The organism is Arthrobacter sp. BGA-UO-ETr-C19 (genome assembly GCF_059568005.1).
In genome coordinates, this window is the sequence record NZ_JCAQPC010000023.1 from 554,700 (window position 1) to 571,990 (window position 17,291).

Consider the following 17,291-nt stretch of genomic DNA (forward strand, 5'->3'; position numbering starts at 1 on the left):
CTGGGACGCGACCGGCATTTCCCAGTGAGAGGCAGTGGCATGACCGACAGCAAGCGCAATGCGGAAGAGCCCAGCGGCCTTAGGGGCCCAGGCGACCCGGACGCCGTCGAACACGAGCAGCCCCATCCCGAGGCTGGCACGGCGCACAACATCCGTGAGGAACAGATGACACAGGCGGGCGGAACAGTGCCCGCCAGCTACGTCGGCAGTGGAGCGCCGGAGGGCGGGCACAAGCCGGAAGAGGCCGCGGACGAATCCGGGCTGTGGGATGCCGAGGACAGGTAGCTAGAACCAGCTGATGATCCTGTCGGCGCGGGAGCGCGTGGCCTCGATCAGGCGGGCATTGGCCGCGTCCGGCCCGTTGGCCCAGGCCTCGGCCGCAGCGCGGTCCATGCCGTAGAACATGTGCCGTTGAACCAGGCGGGCAAGGCGCAGACTGTGCGGTGTGTCGATGAACCACACTTCGTCAAGTTGTGCCCGCACCTGCTGCCAGCGCGGACCGTCGCTGAGCAGGTAGTTGCCCTCGGTGATGATGACGGGGACGGCGGCCGGTATGGCGAGTGACGCGGCCACGGGCTCATCGATCGTCCGCCGGAACTCCGGCGCGTACACAATGTCCTCGTCCCGGCGCGCAAGGCGCTGCAGGAGCGAAAGGTAACCGCCGACGTCGAACGTGTCCGGTGCGCCCTTGCGCTGGCGCAGGGGAGTGCCGTCAATGATGGCGTTGCCCAGGTGGAAGCCGTCCATAGGCACCACGAGGGCGGAATCAGGGCCCAAGGCGTCGGCGAGGCAGGACGAGAAGGTGGACTTGCCCGAGCCCGGGGAACCAGCCACCCCGAGCAGAATCCGGTGGCCGGCGGTCAGCCGGCTGCGCAGTTCGGCGACGGACTGCTGGATCTCCGCGGATTCGAAAGCCCGGACGGCCCCGCGCTCGCCGTCTTGCGGCTCAACGTCTTGCGGCTCAACGTTCGGAAGGGTCATGCACAGCATCCTAGGCCAGGCCCGGGAGCGCAGGCGCGTGCTGTGACGTGCGCAGTTCAGTCCAGCGGAATGGTAATGGTGATGGCCGTGCCAGTGCCGGGGGCCGAGTTGATGCTTACAGTCCCGCCTGCTTCCTCGACCGCCTGTGAAATGGTCTTGAGCCCCGCTCGATCGCTCTCGTCTGTCCCTGCTGCCGGTGGAGCTGCTTCGAAGCCGGTGCCGTTGTCGGTGACCATCAGGCGGATGCCGTGGAAAACGGCGGCAAGGCGGACAGTGACATCCGTGGCGTGGGCATGTTTGAACGTGTTGCTCAGCGCCTCCTGCGCAGACTGATACAGCAGTGAGGCGCAGCCGGACGAGATCTCGACGCCGTGATGGGGCGTCTCCCAATGGACGCAGGTGCCCTGGCGGCGCAGCGGGACCGTGAGCCGGTCAATGCAGCCGGCGAGCCCCAGCCGGTGAAAGTCCACGGGCTGCCGATCGGTGATGACGCCGCCGACTGCGACGACTTCCTCGAGAGCTACTGACTGGTTCATGGCGCCCCCCGCTTCCTTGCGGTCCTAGTTGCATGCTTTTCCTGGAAGGATCGCTCCTCCAGGGGCTGATGCTTAAGGGTGGCGCGGGCCGATCAGGCTTGCCGCAGGTTTAACTCGGAATCCAATCAAGTTTTCGTAAGGTCTTGCGCGCACCTACGTGGCCAAGATCCAAGGCTGAAGCGCCCGTTGCGGATACGTGGCGGCGTCGGCTGCGTCGAGGACCTCCAACGCTGTCATGTGCGCCGCCTCGGCTACTTCGCGGATCGGCTTGCCGTGGGTAACGGCCGCGGCGACTGCATGCTGCAGGGTTGCAGCTGCCGGGTCGTGCTCTGCTTTTGCGGATTCCAGCGTCGCCACGGCTTCTTCCACCGCGCGGATATCGTCGTCCATCGGTACCCTCCCATTCTGCTCCATTGCAGTGACGCCAGCGCCGAGAACCCGTGTTCCCGATGACGAGGTGTCATGTTCCTAAAACAATAAGACAGACAGGTCTGTCTCTGCCAGTCCCAAGGTACACTGATTCTCTAATGAGTGCTCCTGATGCAACCGGGGATGCCTTGCTGCCTGAAGAGGTGCGGACCGGCCATAGTGAACCCGTGGACCGGATCCTCGGCACTGCCTACGAGCTTTTCTCCCACCGCGGCGTGCGGGACGTCGGCATCAATGAGCTGATCGAACGGTCCGGCGTAGCTAAATCCACTTTTTACCGCCACTTCCCGTCCAAGGATGCACTGGTTCTGGCTTTCCTCGCACTCCGCGACCAAGTTTGGACGGTGGACCTGATTGTCTCCGAGGCGAGGCGCAGGGGGACCACCCCCGAAGGCCGGCTGCTGGCCATTTTCGACGTGTTCGGTGACTGGTTCCAGCGGGACGATTTCGAAGCGTGCACGTTCATCAATGTCCTCCTTGAGATGGGACCGGGGCATCCGCTTGGCGAGGCCAGCATCGGCTACCTCGCCAGAATCCGGGGCCACATCCAGGCACTTGCCGAGGAGGCGGGGCTGGAACGCCCTGACGAATTCGCACGCTCCTGGCACATCCTGATGAAGGGCTCCATCATTTCCGCGACGGAAGGCGATTTCCTCGCTTCCAAGCGGGCGCAGCAGATGGCAGGTTGGCTCATCGAGCACCACCGGAGCTGACGCCGCCGGCCGGGAGATAGCCACCCGCCTCGAGGCTGCTGGAGCCCGTCGCCGGCGGGAGGCAGGCGTTCTCGCTCAGGTGGCACAGCAGTGCTTGTTCGGGGGACCCCGGGTGGGAAGCCAGATGCCGCAACAGCCGCTGCCGGGCCTCGGACTGGACATCCGTGGTGGCGAGGATGTCCAGGATAAGTTCGATCACCTGGGCGCGCATCACGGTCTTGTCAATGGACCTCAGCGAGTCCCTGCAGAAAACTTCCAGCGCATCCGGTGCCTCCTGGGTGCACCGCTCCGGTTCAGCAGCCATCTTCAGCCATTCGGGCTCAGCAGGGGGTGGGACACTAGCGTCCATCGGGACCTCCGTGAATGTTCGCGGTTGGCGGCATGATCCTTTGCATGGCGCCAATGTGCGGTATTCCTCCTGTGAAAACCTCGGTGCCGGCACCCCTCGACAGGCACGCTGCATGCGGCATTGGGGGGCCTGTTTGGTGAAATTGCAGCCTCCGGCCCCGGCGTGTTGGCATATGCCAGAAACTTCCCGGATTTTCATAGGGAAACTCTCAGGAATCCCGGTCACTGAGCGGCCGACCGCGGGGAGGTTCGCCGTTTCGCAAGCCCCCGGACGGCCGCCTGACAAGCGTCCGGCAAGGGCGTAGCTTTGTTGGTGTTGGGACCCATTCCGGTCCTCCGCATCCTGCAATGGGGCCGGAAGCTGACAGGAGGTAACAGCGATGACCAACATATTCAGGCGTGCCGGCGTCGACATCCCGGAACCCTTCCGCCGCTTGCTGGAGGGGGATTTGGATGCCTGGCTGCGGGTTGAGGAATACCGTGAGGCCGGCTCATTGGTGGTGAAGGCCGAAGCGCCGGGTATTGATCCTGACAATGACGTAGACATCACCTTGGCCGGCAGCCAGTTGCAGATCACCGTCCGCCGTGAAGAAAAATCGGAGCACAAGGACAAGGAAGGGTACCGCTCGGAATTCCGCTTTGGCACATTTTCGCGGACCGTAAGCCTTCCCGCCCCGGTGAACCAGGAGGATATCCGCGCCTCCTACACTGACGGCGTTCTGGAAGTGCGCGTTCCGTTGACCGACGAGTCCGCGGCGGGCGGCCAGAAGATCCGCGTCTCCCGCAGCGCCGGAACTGCCGGTGCAGGATCCGGCGGATCCTCACGCACTATGGGGCAGGAACCGGAAGGCCAGACTTTCGGTGGCCCCTAGCAGTACACACAGCCGCCCGGCAGCTCAGCCCTCGTAGTGGGTCTTTGCCGGGCCCTGTCCAAGCGAGTCAACGATCGACGTCGCAACGCTGCGTAGCTTGATGTTGCGCGTACTCGAGGCAGCCTTGAGCAGCTCGAAGGCTTCCTCCTGGCTGCACCTGTTCTGCGCCATGATCACGCCGACGGCGACGTCGATCACTGTGCGGGTTTCCAGAGTGGCTTTGAGGTTGGCCGCCGCGTCACTGTAGTGGGCGAAGCGCACGGCCAAACGCAGCGCCATCGACGTCTGGCTGACGAAGTCCTGCGCCAGTTCAAGGACCCGCCCCTCGAAACGGCCCGGCCGGTGTGAGTAGAGGTTCAGGGCGGCCCGCGTCTCGCCCTCGAGTACGAACGGAATGGCGAGGATCGAGCGGACGCCGTACCCGAGCACCTTCTCGGCGTAGCTGTTCCAGCGGTCGTGGTTTTCGAGGTCCGTGATGTGGATGGTGACCTGCTCGCGCGATGCCGTCATGCAGGGCCCGTCGCCGAAGTCGTACTGGATCTCGTCCATGGCCTGCGCCTCGGGGCTGCTGCTCGCCACGGTTGCCGCCTTGCGGTGCCGCAACAGGGTCACGCCGCAGAGGACTTCGTCCCCGGGTTCGGAGAGGCTGCGTGCAGAGATCCGGGCGAGCTCGTGGAGGAATTCACCCACGTCGGAGCTGGTGAGCACAAGCTCGTTCAGGTGCTCCGTGATTGAGGTTTCAGGTTTTGCGGTCGACTCGCTGGCCACGATCTTTCGGTACCGTTTCGCTCAGGTCAAGACGACCCGGCGGGCGCAGCGCAGGGACCCCATGGCCGGGGCGGATAGCAGCGAGCAAGGTGCCGGATCGAACAACAATCCAACGGCCTTCTGCTAAACCGTACCGAGAAAATATACACCAGTTCCGCACGCGCCATGGCCGCGGTTACAGCCGTGGGCCCTAGGCTGGGGGAAGGTGCCGGGCGGCGAGAGCCGCTGCGGCCGACGGAGCACGGCCGCCCGGGCGAGGGGCCGGCCCAAAACAGAAGGAGGCCGCGGTGAGAATTGCCGTAACGGGAGGCAGTGGAAAGCTCGGACGGAACGTGGTCCGCAGGCTTGTGGCGGACGGGCATTCGGTCCTTAACCTGGACCGGACGGGCAACCGGAGTCCGCACTTCGTTGCCGTGGATCTGCGCAACTACGGGCAGGTTGTCGACGTCATCCTGGGCCTGGACGACCGCCACCAGGGCTTCGACGCGATCGTCCATCTGGGTGCAATCCCCGCTCCAGGGCTGGTGCCCGATGCCGCCACATTCGAAAACAACATGCTGTCCACCTACAACGTGTTCCAGTCGGCCCGCAGGGCCGGCATCAAGAAAATCGTGTACGCGTCCAGTGAGACGGTGCTGGGACTGCCGTTCGACGTCGACCCTCCCTACATCCCGGTGGACGAGGAGTATCCGGCCCGCCCGGAGAGCACCTACTCGCTGGTGAAGCATTTGGAGGAGCAGATGGCCATCCAGATGACGCGCTGGGACCCGGAGCTGAGCATCGTGGGGCTCCGCTTCTCCAACGTCATGGATCCGGAGGACTACGACGAGTTTCCGTCCTTTGACTCGGATGCCGCCCGTCGCAAGTGGAACCTCTGGGGATACATCGACGCGCGCGACGGCGCCCAGGCGGTGGCACGCGCGCTGGAATACCGCACGCCGGGGTTTGAGTCGTTCATAGTTGCCAACGAGGACACCGTCATGAGCCGCTCCAGTGCCAGCCTGGCGGAGGAAGTGTTTCCGCGGGTGAAAGTCACGAAGGAACTGGGCGAGCACGAGACTCTGCTCTCCATCGACAAGGCCAGGCGGCTCCTTGGCTACGCGCCCGAGCACAGCTGGCGGAACTACCACTCGAACCGCACGACGCCCACCGAGGACTGAGGGCCAGCAGACGACGGGGCGCGAACGGACACTGGAGCCCCGCACGGGTGGGGCACAGGTGCCCGTTCGCGCTGTGGCCGGTGGCCGGTGGGCGCCGGCGGGCGGCGCCGGCTAGGCGCGGGGTTGCAGGCCCGGCACGCCGTCGTCGATCCGGAAGGAGGCCTTGGTACTGACCGCCGAACCCGGAGTGTTGACGTAGTCCAGGACGCGGAAGTCAGCCGTCAGGGAATCCTTCGTGATGGTGGTCCGGACGTAGCCGCGCTGGTCATTGTAGAACTTCAGGTGCTCGTTCCAGGCCATGGTGGGGTCCGTGACGGAGCCTGTCCCGTTGCCGGTGGAGGTGACGGAGGTGCATACGAGCTCCGATCCGACCACCGGTGCGTCCGGGTTCTTGTAGTCAACCTTGACGTTGTTGGCCCAGTTGCGGTGCACGTCGCCGGTGAGGACGACGGCGTTGCGCACCTTCGCGTCCACCCACCCCTGGGTGATCCGTCGGCGGGAGGACGCGTACCCGTCCCAGCCGTCCATGGACATGTCGTCGATGTCGGCGGCCTGGTTGCGGTCACGCTCGGCGAAAAACACCTGCTGGCCCAGCAGGTCCCAGCGCGCCTTGGACTTCCGGAACCCGTCCAGCAGCCACTGCTCCTGGTCGGCTCCGGTGATGGTCCGGTTCTCCGCCAGGCGCTCCTGGACGTTCTTCCGCCAGCCGTCCCCGGCCAGCTGGTCGTCCCGGTACTGGCGGGTGTCCATCATGTGGAAGTTGGCGAGCTGTCCCCACTGAACGGTCCGGTAAATCTTCATGTCCGCACCGGCGGGCATGGACGGCGCACGAAGCGGCATGTTCTCGTAGTACGCCTGGAACGCGGCGGCCCGGCGTTTCCTGAAGTTGGCCGCAGTGTCGTTCAGCTGGGCCGGGTCCGCGTTTTCCGGCACCTCGTCAGCCCAGTTGTTGTCCACCTCGTGGTCATCCCAGACCACCAGCCACGGCGCCGCGGCGTGCGCAGCCTGGAGGTCGGCGTCGGCTTTGTACTGGGCATGGCGCTGGCGGTAGTTCTCCAGAGTCACCGTCTCCGGACCCTCGTGGTCGCGGACGTTTCCGCCGCCGGTCACATAGGAGCCCTTCTTGTACTCGTACTGGTAGTCGCCGAGGTGGAGGACGAGGTCCGGCTGGTCCTCCGCGAGCCGGCGGTAGGCCGTGAAGTAGCCGTGCTCGTACTGGGCGCAGCTGGCGAAGGACATGGACAGGGCCGCGGGCGTTTCGTCCCGGGCCGGGCTGGTCAGTGTGCGGCCGACGGGGCTGATGTGGCGGCCGGCGCGGAACCGGTAGAAGTATTCGCGCCCCGGCTTCAGGCCGCGCAGCTCCGCATGGACGGAGTGGGCGCTTTCCGGCCGGGCCTGTTCCACGCCGCGCTGGACTACATTCCGCATCGCGGCGTCCTCGGCGACCTCCCAGGCCACGGTGACCACGCGGGACGGCATGCCGCCCAGCCCGTCTTCCGCGAGCGGGTTGAGTGCGAGCCGGGTCCAGAGCACGAAGCCGTCGGGCCAGGGGTCGCCGGACGCGACGCCGAGGGTGAAGGGATCCGTGGAGAGGCTCGCTTCTGCATTCCGGGGATCGGCGACGGCGGTGCCGGGCAGGGCGATAACGAGGCCGGCTCCGAGGCTGCTGGTGATGAGTGTTCTGCGCGTGATGTCCATGGCCCCGAAACTAACGAGGCAGCTTGGACAGGCGAGGACGCGCGAATGAATCGCACGTGAACGGTAGGGGGCGGCCTTCCGGGTCTGCGCCGTCCGGAGAAGGGCCGCGCTTACTTGGAAGGTTGGGGCACTTCGCAGGTCAGCTTGGGGTTGGCGCCCATGTAGTTCAGCGGTCCGGCGGCGATGGTGATCGCCACGGTTCCGGCCTCCGTGCAGGAGTCAGGGGAGCCGCCGAAGTAGCCCCGCTGAAATGCGGCGAAAACCCCGACGATGAGCCAGATGACCACAAGCGTTCCGATGATCCTCACGGCAGCCTCCGTAGCCCCGTTGCCACTTCAATGTGTGACTAATTATCCACCGCACCTGTCATTCCGGACAGGGCTACCGGAACGGGTCTATCGGTTCTGCCAGGTCAGCTGGGTTCGGTGGTGTCCACCGGTGTCTCCTCGACGTCCGGGGTGTCCTCCGCCGTGGCGATCTGGTCGTCGCTTGGCGTTCCGGTCCGCGTGCTGTCCGTGCCTTCTTCCGGTTCGAAAGTGTTCGGCTCGCCCGCTCCCACCGCGACGCCGGCGCCGGAGTCCGGGACGCCGTCCCCTTGGGTATGCGGTGGCGTTCCGCTGTTCTGGTCTTCCTGGCCGGTTCCTTCAGTGCTCATGTCGTCTCCTGAGACCTCGTGGGCTGGAAGCTTTACCGTAACAGCGGGGGAAGGCATCCGTAAGGGGGCTTACGATTTCTGCCGCCCCGGCGCGGAACAGGGATAACCTTCACTTCTAGGCAGTTTTCCCCAGCGCACAGGCGGTCTTTAAGGTGGCAGAAGAATCAGCGGGCAAGCAGGGCCGGTGGCAGGTCTTCCATGACAAGTTCGTGGTCGAAGAGCGGTATATGGAACCCGGCGCGAGGAAAGCGCTCTACGCGACGGCGATCATCCTTGCCCTCGTGGGGGCAACGGTCTTCTTCTTCACACTCGCCGGTGTCCTGCAGAAAGACGGGCTGGCCAGCGCTGACGATGAAGCACAGAGGTGGCTGCTGACCACGCGATCGGGTGCGCTGACCGTGGTGATGATCATCCTTGCCATCATCTTCGGACCCGTGGGGCTGCCCATCATCGTGCTGATAGTCACCGTGGCGTGGGGCATCCTGGCGAAGCATGCCTGGCGGCCGATCCTGCTGGCGGCGGCCATGCTCACCGGCGTGGGACTGGCGCAGCTCATCGGCAGGTCCGTCGAACGGGAACGCCCGCCCGTGGACCAGATGCTGTTCGGCGCCGACCAAACATTTTCCTTTCCGTCCGGCCACGTCCTGGGCGCGTCCGACTTCCTGCTGGTGACCACGTTCCTGGTCTTTTCCCGGCACCGGAACCCGAAGGCCGCCGTCGTCAGTTTTGTTGTCGCCATCATCGGCGTTTTCCTGGCCTCCGTCAGCAGGCTCTATCTGGGCTACCACTGGGTGAGCGACGCCGTGGCGTCGGTGTCGCTGTCGCTGGTGGTGCTCGGCGCGGTGATTGCCGTGGACACCTGGCGCACCGCCCGGGTGCCGGGCGAAGAGGTCACCGGCGAACTCTCCAAAGCCGACGCCCCGGACTGAAGGCATGGCCACCGAAGCCGATGTCCGCCGGATCTGCCTCGCACTGCCGGGCGTGACCGAACGCGCCAGTTGGAACCAGCCGGCCTGGTTCGCCAAAACCCTGATGGCCCGCATCTGGGAAACGGGCGTGCTCACGGTCAAGACCGCGGAGCGCGAGGCTCTCGCCGGAACGGATCCGGAGACGTACTTTTGGACGCCGCACCATGAGCGGTCGCCCCAGTTGGTCCTTGTCCGGCTTTCAAGGGTCGACGGCGACCAGCTCGCCGAACTGCTCGAGGACTCCTTCCTGCTCGCCGGAGGCCGGATGTAGTCCTCAGGTGCCGGCAGTCCTCAGGTGCCGTCCTCGGGATCGGTGTTGTCCACTGCGCGGGCGCTGTCCACTGCGCCGGCACTGTCCTCCGGGCGGTCCGCTGTGCGGCCGCTGCGTGCGCGGGCCCGCTGCAGCTGAAGCCGGAGCCGGGCGTTGTCCATTTCCAGTTCCAGCACCTTGGCCACACCGGCCAGGTTGAGCCCTTCGTCCAGGAGTTCAGCGATGCGGCGCAGGACCGCGAGGTCAGATTCGCTGTACTGGCGGGTGCCGCCGTCGGTCCTTTCGGGGGTCAGCAGGCCGCGGCGCTCATAGAGCCGGATGTTTTGCTGGCCCGTTCCCACGAGCTCGGCCACTACAGAAATGGCGTACAGCCCGCGCCCGGCGCCGTCCCGGTTGGCCATGCGATTCCCCGTCCGGATTTTCTTGATCTTCCTCTTGCACCAGTTTGTCACCGGTGCTATAAAAAATCTATATCCACCACCATAGATAAAGAGGTGGCGGATAGCCATAAAGCCTACATGCTGAAGGGAGTGGGAAATGATGCTTATCCGTACTGACCCGTTCCGTGAGCTGGACCGGCTCACCCAGCAGGTCTTCGGGACAGCAGCCCGTCCGGCGGCCATGCCGATGGATGCGTGGCAGGAAGACGGGGAGTTTGTAGTGGCGTTTGACCTGCCCGGGATTTCGCCCGATGCCGTGGACCTGAACGTCGAGAGGAACGTCCTCACTGTCCGGGCGGAGCGCCGGGAGGCCACCCAGCCCAACGTTGAACTGGTGGTCTCCGAGCGGCCACGCGGCGTCTTCAGCCGCCAGCTCATTCTCGGCGACACCTTGGACGCGGAGAACATCAAGGCCAGCTACGACCTTGGCGTCCTGACACTGCGGATCCCGGTTGCCGAGCAGGCAAAGCCGCGGAAGATCGAGATTGAAAGCAAGGGCCAGCTGCACCAGATCGAGACGTAGCCGGCCGCCGCGCTGGCGGGGGCGGCCTGCGGCTTCCAGCCGGATTCAAAGGCCCGCCCCTGCCAGCGGCCACCAACCACAACCAGGACAACGGCAACAGGCTTCAGCCATGACCAGCCCCTCACCGGATTACTATGCGGTGCTGCAGATTCCGCACGGAGCGTCGCAGCAGGAAATAGCCCGCGCCTACCGCGCGCAGATGCGGCGCCACCATCCGGATGTTGCCAGCGGTGAAGCCGTGCCGGCCGAACTGCAACTCGTCATGCAGGCCTTCGCCGTGCTTCGGGACCCCAAGCGCCGCGCCGCCTACGACCGCGCGATTGATCGGTCCGGGGATGCTGAGGCACCGCCCAGGCAACCACAAAGCATTCCCGTCCACGTGACCCGGCACCGGGAACCGCCGCTGCGCGTCACACCCGTCCGGTGGGAGAGCGGTCCGTGGACCTGAAACCAACCTGAACGCCAGAGGAGAACCCTAGCCATGAGCGATTGGCGCCGCTACGACTCCCACCTGATCCCGGCCTTCCACGAGCGCTTCGAACAGCGCTGGGGCAAGGGCACAGCACCGTTCCTGGACCCCGAGGCCCATGAGGAGCCGCTGCCCCGCGCACAGTGGATCAACCCCGCAACCGGTGCCGCCCTGGCCGTGGTGCCCATCTGGTCCGACGACGACCACCAGCACCGTACGTTCGGGGTGTTCTACCTGCCCCCCGCCGGGGACATTTGGGTGCTTCGCCCGGGCCTGACCCAGTTCCTTGAGCCCGGCGCCGACAGCTCTGCGAACCTGGTCGCCTTGCGGAACGATGCTTTCCGCAAGGCCGTGTCCCACGCCAACGAATTCCTCTTCGGCCCGCCGCCGCTGGTTGACTAGCCTGCCGGTTGACTAACCCGGCCCGGAGAAGCCGACGCTGCCAAAGTCGGGCCCGGGGAACCCCGGACCGGGGAAACCTGGACCGCTGAAGCCGGGCCCGCCAAATCCATGCTCCGGGTAACCGGGACCTCCGAAGCTGCCCTGTCCGTCCCCGCCGCCGGCGGGGCCGCTGCCCAGCAGGCTCCTGGTGAGGGTCTCGCCGTCGGCCATCAGTTCTTCCACCGCTTCGAGCAGGTGGCTGTCCGACACGGGGGCGCCGTCGAGTGCGGCATGCACGACGGCCCGACGGACCAGTTCGCGCGCGAACGAGGCGGTGGTTCCCTCAGTGCGGGCGGCGGCATCGCGGACGGCGTCCGGGCTGAACGGAATGCCGCGCGCATACATCGTCACCAGTCCGATGCGCTCGTCCAGGGCCGGCAGCGGAACGTCCACGGCCAGGTCAACGCGGCCCGGGCGCTGTGCGAGGGCCCGCTCGAGCATGTCCACCCGGTTTGTGGTGAGGACGAAGGCGACGTCGGCGTCGTGGTCCAGGCCGTCCATGGCATCCAGCACCTCGAACAGCAGCGGCTGCGGCCCGTGCCCGAAGCTCCGGTCCTCGGCGATCAGGTCGCAGTCCTCCAGCACAACGATCGAAGGCTGCAGGGCCCGGGCCATGGCTGCCGCCTCGGAAATCCTTGCCAGGGATCCTCCGGACAGCAGGACCGCGGTGATGCCGGCGCTCTGGCTCAGCAGGTACCGCACCGTGTGGGTCTTGCCCGTCCCCGGTTTGCCGTATAGCAGGATGCCCCGCTTGAGGTGCTGGCCGTACTCGTGCAGCGACTCCCGGTGTGCGGCGATGCCCAGGGCATGATCAGCCACCTTCTGGAGCAGCCCCTCGGGAAGGATGACGTCGGAGGCGGTGAGCTCCGGCCGGGCGTGGAACGTCACGCCGCCGCTACTGGGCCCGTACTCGCCCATGACCAGGGAAATGACCTGGCCTTTCAGGATGCTGCCGCGCTGCATTCGCCTGCCGAACTCGGCCAGGAAGTCTGCCGCATTTTTCGCATCGGCGGCCAGGACCTCGAGGCACGCCGTCTGCCGCCCGTACCGCGGCGCCGCGTCCCGCTGCAGGACCGCAACAGGGCTGCCAGCGTGCCGGAACAGCCACAGGCCCAGGGCCACGGCCTGCCGCTGTTCATCCGGTCCCACGGCAAGGTTGATGTAGTCGGGCTGGGACAACGGAAACTGCGGAAAGAACTGCGACTGCTGCAGCATGTCGCTCAGGGACTGGTGGTGGCGCTGGTCGCCGCCGCCGATGCCCACCAGCCGGAATTGCTCGTCCTCGGCGGCCAGTTCGGCCATCAGGATGTCTGCGTCCACGAACCGGTGCGCGGGCACCTCCTCCACCACCACCGCGAGTGATTCGGCGGGCACGGCCAGGTGCTCGGTAATTGTTGTTAGCAGCTGGGTTCCGGCCTGCACACGGTGCTGCCCGGACTGGGCGATCTGAACCAGCTGTGCGAAATCGTCGATGAACTTCCCCAATTTTTCATCCATGTCGCAGACCCTACCAGCGGCGGTCAAGACCACGCCGCGGACCTCTCGTCAGAGGCCCGGGCCTGTGCCATTCTGGGGAGGTACCGCAGTCTGGAGATACCGCAGTCCTCCTGAGCTGCCGAAGGACTGGAGCCGTCGAAGGAGAAGGCCATGTTTGCGCCCAAGGGTTCGTTTTCCAGCTTCGCATGGTTCAAGGACCCGGCCGGTAACGTGATTTCCGTGATTAACCCGGCCAGTGCGGCGCCCTGAGGGGTAGAATCCGGCAATCTGAAGTTTTAGCCTACCGGCCGTTTACAACGTCACAGAGGTCCAGCGATGCATCCTTCCGCCAAAGAATTGGCCGCCATGGTTCCGACGGGATTCACCCTTGGGGTGGCTACAGCAGCGTTCCAGATTGAAGGGGCGCTCGACGAGGACGGCCGCGGACCCGCCGGCTGGGACGTCTTCGCAGCCAAGCCCGGGACGATCGTGGACGGCCACAGCCCGGCTGTGGCGTGCGACCACTACCACCGCATGCCGCAGGACGTCGCCCTCATGAAGGAACTGGGCATCGATTCCTACCGGTTCTCACTGGCCTGGCCGCGGATCCAGCCGGATGGCCGTGGAGCGGTGAACCGTGCAGGGCTCGACTTCTATGACCGGCTGCTGGACGAGCTGCTGGCAAACGAAATATCACCGATGGTCACGCTTTACCACTGGGACACACCGCTGGCCCTCGACGAGGACGGCGGCTGGCTCAACCGCGATACCGCATACCGGCTGGGGGAGTTCGCCGCCATCGCCGCTGCCGCCTACGGAGACCGCGTGGCGCGCTGGGTAACCATCAACGAACCCGCCACCGTGACCACCAACGGCTACGCCCTGGGCCTGCACTCCCCGGGGAAGGCGGACTTCGCCAACGGCCTGCCCACCGTGCACCACCAGTTGCTGGGCCACGGCCTGGCGCTGCAGGCGCTGCGGGCCGCGAAGGTGCCCGGCGAAATCGGGATGACCAACGTGTACTCACCCGTTGTCCCCAACTCCGGCAACCCTCTCGACTGGATCAGCGCCGGAGCCATGGATGTGGCGCAGAACCGGCTCTACGCGGACCCCGTGCTCACCGGAAAGTATCCGGACCTGATCCGCGCGGCGAAGTTCTTCTCGTCCTTCGACCATCCGGATGAGGACATGGCCGTCATCTCCCAGCCGCTGGATTTCTACGGCATGAACTATTACATGCCCACCCGGGTGGCGGCCGGCGGCGGCGACAGCCCCGTGCCGGCGGCGATGGCTGAGGCGATGGGGGATGACCTTAAGGACGCCACGCCCGGCGCCCCGCTGCACATCGAACCGTGGCCGGACACGGAAACCACTGCCTATGGCTGGCCCGTGAAGCCCGAGTACATGGCCGTGGCGCTCAAGGAAATGGCCGAACGCTATCCGAACCTTCCGCCGGTGATCATCACGGAGGGCGGCGCGAGCTTCGTGGACGTCAAGGTCCGCGACAAGTCCACCAACCGGACCTTCATCCCCGACGAGCGGCGGCTCCGCTACCTCTCCGACCACCTCGGCACCGCCCTCCGCGCCACCGCCCCCGGCGGCGAAGCCGAACGGATCGACCTGCGCGGCTACTACGTCTGGTCGTTCATGGACAACTTCGAATGGTCGGGGGGCTACAAGCAGCCGTTCGGCTTGGTGCACGTGGATTTTGAGACGCAGGTGCGCACGCCGAAGGCCTCGTTCTACTGGTTCCAGGAACTCCAGGAGGAACGGAAGCTGGCAGCCTCGGCGGATGCCGCCGTCGCCGCTGCGGCAGCAGGGCCGGACAGCGCTGTGACGGGCGGAATGCTGACAGACGCTGGGATTTCCGACGGCGGCACCTCCGACGGCGGGCCGGTCACCTGAGAAGTCCGGTCACCTGAGAAGTCCGGTCACCAGTTCGGGCAGCTAGAGCAGTTCGAGCTCCCGGAGCTGGCGGGCTATGCCCGCCCCGTCGGGGGAGTAGATCCACGGCACCGTCGAGGCGCTGTGGTCCCCGTCCTCGGAGTGGCCGCCGGCGAAGACGGCCTCGCTCACGGACAGCTGCCGGATGGCGATGGCCGCCACCTTGTCCGCGTTGTGCTGCGTGAACTGCGAGTAGATCTGCTCGTCGTGCTGGCCGTTGTCGCCTATCAGGAGCCAGCGCATGTGCGGGAACTCGGCCGCCAGCCGCTCAAGGTTGCGGCGCTTGTGCTCCTGGCCGCTCCGGAACCAGCGGTCCTGCGTTAGTCCCCAGTCCGTCAGGAGCAGCGGGCCGGCCGGATACATGTTCCGGGTCAGGAACCGCGCGAGGGTGGGCGCCGCGTTCCAGGGACCCGTCGAAAGATAGATGACCGGCGCGTCGGGATGCTCAACGCTGAGCCGGTCCAGCAGCACCGCCATCCCGGGGGTGGCCATCCTGGCCCGCTCGCTCAGCACAAAAGTGTTCCAGAGCGCCAGGAACGGCCGGGGCAAGGCCGTCACCATGACGGTGTCGTCAATGTCGGAGACAATGCCGAACTTTGTATCCGGGGCAATGACAAGAATGCTTGCTTCCGCCGGTTCGGCGTCCACGGAACGGAGTATGGCGGTGTGCCACCCGGGGGCGAGGACCACCGGTATGTCGATGTCCACCAGCCCGCCGCGGTCGGCCTTGACCTTCGTGACCGTTCCGCCGATCTCAATCTCCACCTCGGAACGGGGGATGGGAACGCTGGTGAAGGCGCGCCAGCCGCGCACATTCTCGGTGCCGTTCCGGGCGGCATGGTCGGCGCGGCTGCCGGGCACGGGCTTGCTGGCCAGCACCACCCTGCCCAGGACCCGGACCCATTCTGTGGAGCCGTAGCCCTGATACGCGATCGTCTTGGGCTCAAACTTCCAGCGGCGTGCCAGTTTCAGGCGCGCCGTATTGATCGAGTCGGATAGCCAGTGGGCCAGACGGAAGACGCGCGTCCCTGACAAGCTCGTCCCTGACAACGGTGATTCCTGTGACGCCATGTCCATGCCTTCACTCTGCCACAGGGCAGCCGCCCATGGGCTGCCCGCCTGCGCTCTGTTACTCGCCGCCGTCTCCCAGCATGCCCCGCAGAGTGGCCGCGTTACGCACGGCGTTGCCGCCGCCGTCGTTGTTGAAATACGCGAAGACTTCTCTTCCGGAGCTGCGCCACTCCCGGATCCTGTCCGCCCACCAGCCCAGTTCCTCGTCCGAGTAGGAACCGCCGTACAGGTGCTGGTGGTCGGGCCCGTGCAGCCTGACGTAGACGAACGGTGCGGTCGCCCGGAGGTTGCAGGGCAGGTTGGCGCCGCTCATGATGGTGTACGCCGCCTGGTGCCGTTCCAGCAGCCCGTACACCTCCGGCTGCTCCCAGCTCGGATGCCGGAACTCCACCGCCACCCGGATCCAGTCCGGGATGGCGCCGAGGAAGTAGTCCAGCCGGGCGTCATCCCTCGCCATGTCCGGAGGCAGCTGGACCAGCAGTACCGCGCGCTTGTCACCGAGTTCGTGCCAGCACCGCGAGATGCGTTCGATCCAGACTTCCGGGGCGAACAGCTTCTTGCCGTGTGTGAGCCCGCGGGGGGCTTTGACGGACAGGGCGAAACCGGGCGGCAGCCGAGTCCGCCAGCCGGCGAACGTGGTGTCCCGCGGCCAGCGGTAGAAGCTGGCATTCAGTTCCACCGTGCTGAACCTTGCCACGTAGTGCTGCAGCCTGTCCCGTGTGGGAAGTCGGGGCGGGTACAGCACATTCTCCCAGTGGTCGTAGCTCCAGCCGGACGTGCCGATGTGGATGTTCATCGGCTGGACGTCACTCGAAGTGGGTAGTCACGGGGCCGCCGCCGGCAGACTCCACGATGGCCGCAGCGACATCGCGCAGCTTCAGGTTGCGCGTGCTTGACGCCGACTTGATCAGGTTGATGGCGTCCTCCTGGCTGCAGCGGTTCTGCGCAATGATGATCCCCACAGCGGTGTCGATGATGGTCCGTGACTCCATCGCCCGCCTCAGGTTGGCGGCGTTGTCGTTGCGCTGGGCGAGCATGACCGCGAGCCGGAGACCCTTGGAGGCCTGGCTGACATGGCTGATGGCGCTCTCCACGGCGGCGGCGTCAAAGACGTTCGGCTTCTCGGAGTACAGGTTGAGTCCGGCCCGTGCGTCGGCGCCCGGCAGTTCGAAGGGGACAGCAAGAACCGAACGGATGCCGTTTTTCAGCACGGTGCCGTTGTAGTCCGGGAATTCGGTGTCGAGCTCGAAGTCCGGAACGTGGACCAGGACACCCTCCCGGCAGGAGCGAAGGCAGGGGCCGTCGTCAAACTGGTACTGGATTTCGTCCAGTGCCCGGGCGTGCTCACCGCTGCTGGCCACGGTGGCCGCCGAACGGTGCCGCAGGAGGGTAATGCCGCAATAGATCTGGCCGCGCGGCCCCGACATGCGCTCGGCCGAGAACCGTGCCAGCTCCTCGAGGAAATCCTGGACGTCCTGGGTGTCCAGCAGCATGTCCTGGACGTGCCCCACCACGTCGGTTTCGTTCA

Annotated in this window: 23 protein-coding genes; 10 read left to right on the forward strand and 13 right to left on the reverse strand. The window is 66.0% G+C overall.

Annotated elements, in window-relative coordinates:
* Positions 1-39 precede the first annotated feature (39 nt).
* On the forward strand, positions 40-285 hold the full coding sequence (locus AC57BR_RS18650; protein ID WP_496363239.1) for a hypothetical protein: 246 nt from the start codon (positions 40-42) through the stop codon (positions 283-285).
* Here the strand turns inward: AC57BR_RS18650 and AC57BR_RS18655 are convergent, their stop codons facing one another.
* The 3 genes from AC57BR_RS18655 to AC57BR_RS18665 form a co-directional block, all read right to left on the reverse strand.
* The gene (locus AC57BR_RS18655) at positions 286-981 is read right to left on the reverse strand and encodes a nucleoside/nucleotide kinase family protein (protein WP_496363241.1); all 696 of its coding nucleotides are present in this window, start codon (positions 979-981) and stop codon (positions 286-288) included. It abuts the gene before it with no gap.
* Between the two features lie 56 nt (positions 982-1,037).
* A complete protein-coding gene (locus AC57BR_RS18660) occupies positions 1,038-1,517 on the reverse strand; it encodes a sensor histidine kinase (protein ID WP_496363243.1) in 480 nt (159 codons plus the stop codon).
* A gap of 153 nt (positions 1,518-1,670) precedes the next feature.
* The gene (locus AC57BR_RS18665; RefSeq protein WP_496363245.1) at positions 1,671-1,907 is read right to left on the reverse strand and encodes a hypothetical protein; all 237 of its coding nucleotides are present in this window, start codon (positions 1,905-1,907) and stop codon (positions 1,671-1,673) included.
* A 137-nt stretch (positions 1,908-2,044) separates the two neighbouring features.
* Here AC57BR_RS18665 and AC57BR_RS18670 point away from each other — a divergent pair, with 137 nt between their 5' ends.
* Positions 2,045-2,659 (forward strand): TetR/AcrR family transcriptional regulator, encoded by a 615-nt coding sequence (locus tag AC57BR_RS18670; protein WP_496363247.1) that lies wholly within the window; start codon positions 2,045-2,047, stop codon positions 2,657-2,659.
* On the opposite strand, the gene AC57BR_RS18675 is transcribed toward AC57BR_RS18670, so the two are convergent.
* The gene (locus tag AC57BR_RS18675) at positions 2,637-3,008 is read right to left on the reverse strand and encodes a hypothetical protein (RefSeq protein ID WP_496363249.1); all 372 of its coding nucleotides are present in this window, start codon (positions 3,006-3,008) and stop codon (positions 2,637-2,639) included. The genes AC57BR_RS18670 and AC57BR_RS18675 overlap by 23 nt on opposite strands.
* 379 nt (positions 3,009-3,387) lie before the next feature.
* Here AC57BR_RS18675 and AC57BR_RS18680 point away from each other — a divergent pair, with 379 nt between their 5' ends.
* Positions 3,388-3,879 carry an Hsp20/alpha crystallin family protein gene (locus AC57BR_RS18680; protein WP_496363251.1) on the forward strand — a complete coding sequence of 164 codons (492 nt, stop codon included), beginning with the start codon at positions 3,388-3,390 and terminating at the stop codon, positions 3,877-3,879.
* Positions 3,880-3,903: 24 nt separating this feature from the next.
* Here the strand turns inward: AC57BR_RS18680 and AC57BR_RS18685 are convergent, their stop codons facing one another.
* Complete coding sequence (locus AC57BR_RS18685) at positions 3,904-4,647, reverse strand: ANTAR domain-containing protein (RefSeq protein ID WP_496363253.1); 744 nt, start codon at positions 4,645-4,647, stop codon at positions 3,904-3,906.
* 287 nt (positions 4,648-4,934) lie between these two features.
* Here AC57BR_RS18685 and AC57BR_RS18690 point away from each other — a divergent pair, with 287 nt between their 5' ends.
* On the forward strand, positions 4,935-5,807 hold the full coding sequence (locus AC57BR_RS18690) for an NAD-dependent epimerase/dehydratase family protein (RefSeq protein WP_496363255.1): 873 nt from the start codon (positions 4,935-4,937) through the stop codon (positions 5,805-5,807).
* A gap of 111 nt (positions 5,808-5,918) precedes the next feature.
* Here AC57BR_RS18690 and AC57BR_RS18695 read toward each other — a convergent pair whose 3' ends face one another.
* From AC57BR_RS18695 to AC57BR_RS18705, 3 genes are all read right to left on the reverse strand, one after another.
* Positions 5,919-7,505: an alkaline phosphatase D family protein gene (locus AC57BR_RS18695; protein ID WP_496363257.1), complete on the reverse strand. Its 1,587-nt coding sequence runs from the start codon at positions 7,503-7,505 to the stop codon at positions 5,919-5,921.
* A 110-nt stretch (positions 7,506-7,615) separates the two neighbouring features.
* Complete coding sequence (locus AC57BR_RS18700; protein WP_307105216.1) at positions 7,616-7,813, reverse strand: hypothetical protein; 198 nt, start codon at positions 7,811-7,813, stop codon at positions 7,616-7,618.
* Positions 7,814-7,917: 104 nt separating this feature from the next.
* A complete protein-coding gene (locus AC57BR_RS18705) occupies positions 7,918-8,160 on the reverse strand; it encodes a hypothetical protein (protein ID WP_496363259.1) in 243 nt (80 codons plus the stop codon).
* A 152-nt stretch (positions 8,161-8,312) separates the two neighbouring features.
* Here AC57BR_RS18705 and AC57BR_RS18710 point away from each other — a divergent pair, with 152 nt between their 5' ends.
* Both AC57BR_RS18710 and AC57BR_RS18715 read left to right on the forward strand, forming a co-directional pair.
* On the forward strand, positions 8,313-9,089 hold the full coding sequence (locus AC57BR_RS18710; RefSeq protein WP_496363261.1) for a phosphatase PAP2 family protein: 777 nt from the start codon (positions 8,313-8,315) through the stop codon (positions 9,087-9,089).
* A gap of 4 nt (positions 9,090-9,093) precedes the next feature.
* Positions 9,094-9,399 carry an MmcQ/YjbR family DNA-binding protein gene (locus AC57BR_RS18715; protein WP_496363263.1) on the forward strand — a complete coding sequence of 102 codons (306 nt, stop codon included), beginning with the start codon at positions 9,094-9,096 and terminating at the stop codon, positions 9,397-9,399.
* 20 nt (positions 9,400-9,419) lie between these two features.
* Here the strand turns inward: AC57BR_RS18715 and AC57BR_RS18720 are convergent, their stop codons facing one another.
* On the reverse strand, positions 9,420-9,800 hold the full coding sequence (locus AC57BR_RS18720; protein WP_496363265.1) for a MerR family transcriptional regulator: 381 nt from the start codon (positions 9,798-9,800) through the stop codon (positions 9,420-9,422).
* 139 nt (positions 9,801-9,939) lie between these two features.
* On the opposite strand from AC57BR_RS18720, the gene AC57BR_RS18725 reads away from it, so the two are divergent.
* The 3 genes from AC57BR_RS18725 (at position 9,940) to AC57BR_RS18735 (ending at position 11,233) form a co-directional block, all read left to right on the forward strand.
* Positions 9,940-10,362 carry an Hsp20/alpha crystallin family protein gene (locus tag AC57BR_RS18725; protein WP_496363353.1) on the forward strand — a complete coding sequence of 141 codons (423 nt, stop codon included), beginning with the start codon at positions 9,940-9,942 and terminating at the stop codon, positions 10,360-10,362.
* A 109-nt stretch (positions 10,363-10,471) separates the two neighbouring features.
* Positions 10,472-10,810 carry a J domain-containing protein gene (locus AC57BR_RS18730; protein WP_496363267.1) on the forward strand — a complete coding sequence of 113 codons (339 nt, stop codon included), beginning with the start codon at positions 10,472-10,474 and terminating at the stop codon, positions 10,808-10,810.
* A 33-nt stretch (positions 10,811-10,843) separates the two neighbouring features.
* A complete protein-coding gene (locus AC57BR_RS18735; protein WP_496363269.1) occupies positions 10,844-11,233 on the forward strand; it encodes a hypothetical protein in 390 nt (129 codons plus the stop codon).
* A 12-nt stretch (positions 11,234-11,245) separates the two neighbouring features.
* Here AC57BR_RS18735 and AC57BR_RS18740 read toward each other — a convergent pair whose 3' ends face one another.
* Complete coding sequence (locus AC57BR_RS18740) at positions 11,246-12,769, reverse strand: AAA family ATPase (protein WP_496363271.1); 1,524 nt, start codon at positions 12,767-12,769, stop codon at positions 11,246-11,248.
* 315 nt (positions 12,770-13,084) lie between these two features.
* On the opposite strand from AC57BR_RS18740, the gene AC57BR_RS18745 reads away from it, so the two are divergent.
* Positions 13,085-14,653, forward strand: coding sequence for a glycoside hydrolase family 1 protein (locus tag AC57BR_RS18745; RefSeq protein WP_496363273.1), 1,569 nt, complete (start codon positions 13,085-13,087; stop codon positions 14,651-14,653).
* A gap of 42 nt (positions 14,654-14,695) precedes the next feature.
* Here AC57BR_RS18745 and AC57BR_RS18750 read toward each other — a convergent pair whose 3' ends face one another.
* Genes AC57BR_RS18750 through AC57BR_RS18760 form a run of 3 tightly spaced genes read right to left on the reverse strand, consistent with a single transcriptional unit; the run spans position 14,696 to position 17,256 of the window.
* Positions 14,696-15,769, reverse strand: coding sequence for an App1 family protein phosphatidate phosphatase (locus AC57BR_RS18750; protein WP_496363275.1), 1,074 nt, complete (start codon positions 15,767-15,769; stop codon positions 14,696-14,698).
* A 52-nt stretch (positions 15,770-15,821) separates the two neighbouring features.
* Positions 15,822-16,559, reverse strand: coding sequence for a DUF72 domain-containing protein (locus tag AC57BR_RS18755; RefSeq protein ID WP_496363277.1), 738 nt, complete (start codon positions 16,557-16,559; stop codon positions 15,822-15,824).
* Between the two features lie 10 nt (positions 16,560-16,569).
* The gene (locus tag AC57BR_RS18760) at positions 16,570-17,256 is read right to left on the reverse strand and encodes an ANTAR domain-containing protein (protein ID WP_496363355.1); all 687 of its coding nucleotides are present in this window, start codon (positions 17,254-17,256) and stop codon (positions 16,570-16,572) included.
* Positions 17,257-17,291 lie beyond the last annotated feature (35 nt).

What these genes read in the sequence shown, in the direction of transcription:
- AC57BR_RS18650 (WP_496363239.1), top strand. Translation starts at nt 40, where the DNA reads ATGACCGACAGCAAGCGCAATGCGGAAGAGCCCAGCGGCCTTAGGGGC.
- AC57BR_RS18740 (WP_496363271.1), bottom strand. Translation starts at nt 12,769, where the DNA reads ATGGATGAAAAATTGGGGAAGTTCATCGACGATTTCGCACAGCTGGTT.
- AC57BR_RS18680 (WP_496363251.1), top strand. Translation starts at nt 3,388, where the DNA reads ATGACCAACATATTCAGGCGTGCCGGCGTCGACATCCCGGAACCCTTC.
- AC57BR_RS18670 (WP_496363247.1), top strand. Translation starts at nt 2,045, where the DNA reads ATGAGTGCTCCTGATGCAACCGGGGATGCCTTGCTGCCTGAAGAGGTG.
- AC57BR_RS18760 (WP_496363355.1), bottom strand. Translation starts at nt 17,256, where the DNA reads ATGCTGCTGGACACCCAGGACGTCCAGGATTTCCTCGAGGAGCTGGCA.
- AC57BR_RS18715 (WP_496363263.1), top strand. Translation starts at nt 9,094, where the DNA reads ATGGCCACCGAAGCCGATGTCCGCCGGATCTGCCTCGCACTGCCGGGC.
- AC57BR_RS18755 (WP_496363277.1), bottom strand. Translation starts at nt 16,559, where the DNA reads ATGAACATCCACATCGGCACGTCCGGCTGGAGCTACGACCACTGGGAG.
- AC57BR_RS18660 (WP_496363243.1), bottom strand. Translation starts at nt 1,517, where the DNA reads ATGAACCAGTCAGTAGCTCTCGAGGAAGTCGTCGCAGTCGGCGGCGTC.
- AC57BR_RS18720 (WP_496363265.1), bottom strand. Translation starts at nt 9,800, where the DNA reads ATGGCCAACCGGGACGGCGCCGGGCGCGGGCTGTACGCCATTTCTGTA.
- AC57BR_RS18705 (WP_496363259.1), bottom strand. Translation starts at nt 8,160, where the DNA reads ATGAGCACTGAAGGAACCGGCCAGGAAGACCAGAACAGCGGAACGCCA.
- AC57BR_RS18665 (WP_496363245.1), bottom strand. Translation starts at nt 1,907, where the DNA reads ATGGACGACGATATCCGCGCGGTGGAAGAAGCCGTGGCGACGCTGGAA.
- AC57BR_RS18750 (WP_496363275.1), bottom strand. Translation starts at nt 15,769, where the DNA reads ATGGACATGGCGTCACAGGAATCACCGTTGTCAGGGACGAGCTTGTCA.
- AC57BR_RS18695 (WP_496363257.1), bottom strand. Translation starts at nt 7,505, where the DNA reads ATGGACATCACGCGCAGAACACTCATCACCAGCAGCCTCGGAGCCGGC.
- AC57BR_RS18725 (WP_496363353.1), top strand. Translation starts at nt 9,940, where the DNA reads ATGCTTATCCGTACTGACCCGTTCCGTGAGCTGGACCGGCTCACCCAG.
- AC57BR_RS18730 (WP_496363267.1), top strand. Translation starts at nt 10,472, where the DNA reads ATGACCAGCCCCTCACCGGATTACTATGCGGTGCTGCAGATTCCGCAC.
- AC57BR_RS18675 (WP_496363249.1), bottom strand. Translation starts at nt 3,008, where the DNA reads ATGGACGCTAGTGTCCCACCCCCTGCTGAGCCCGAATGGCTGAAGATG.
- AC57BR_RS18655 (WP_496363241.1), bottom strand. Translation starts at nt 981, where the DNA reads ATGACCCTTCCGAACGTTGAGCCGCAAGACGTTGAGCCGCAAGACGGC.
- AC57BR_RS18745 (WP_496363273.1), top strand. Translation starts at nt 13,085, where the DNA reads ATGCATCCTTCCGCCAAAGAATTGGCCGCCATGGTTCCGACGGGATTC.
- AC57BR_RS18735 (WP_496363269.1), top strand. Translation starts at nt 10,844, where the DNA reads ATGAGCGATTGGCGCCGCTACGACTCCCACCTGATCCCGGCCTTCCAC.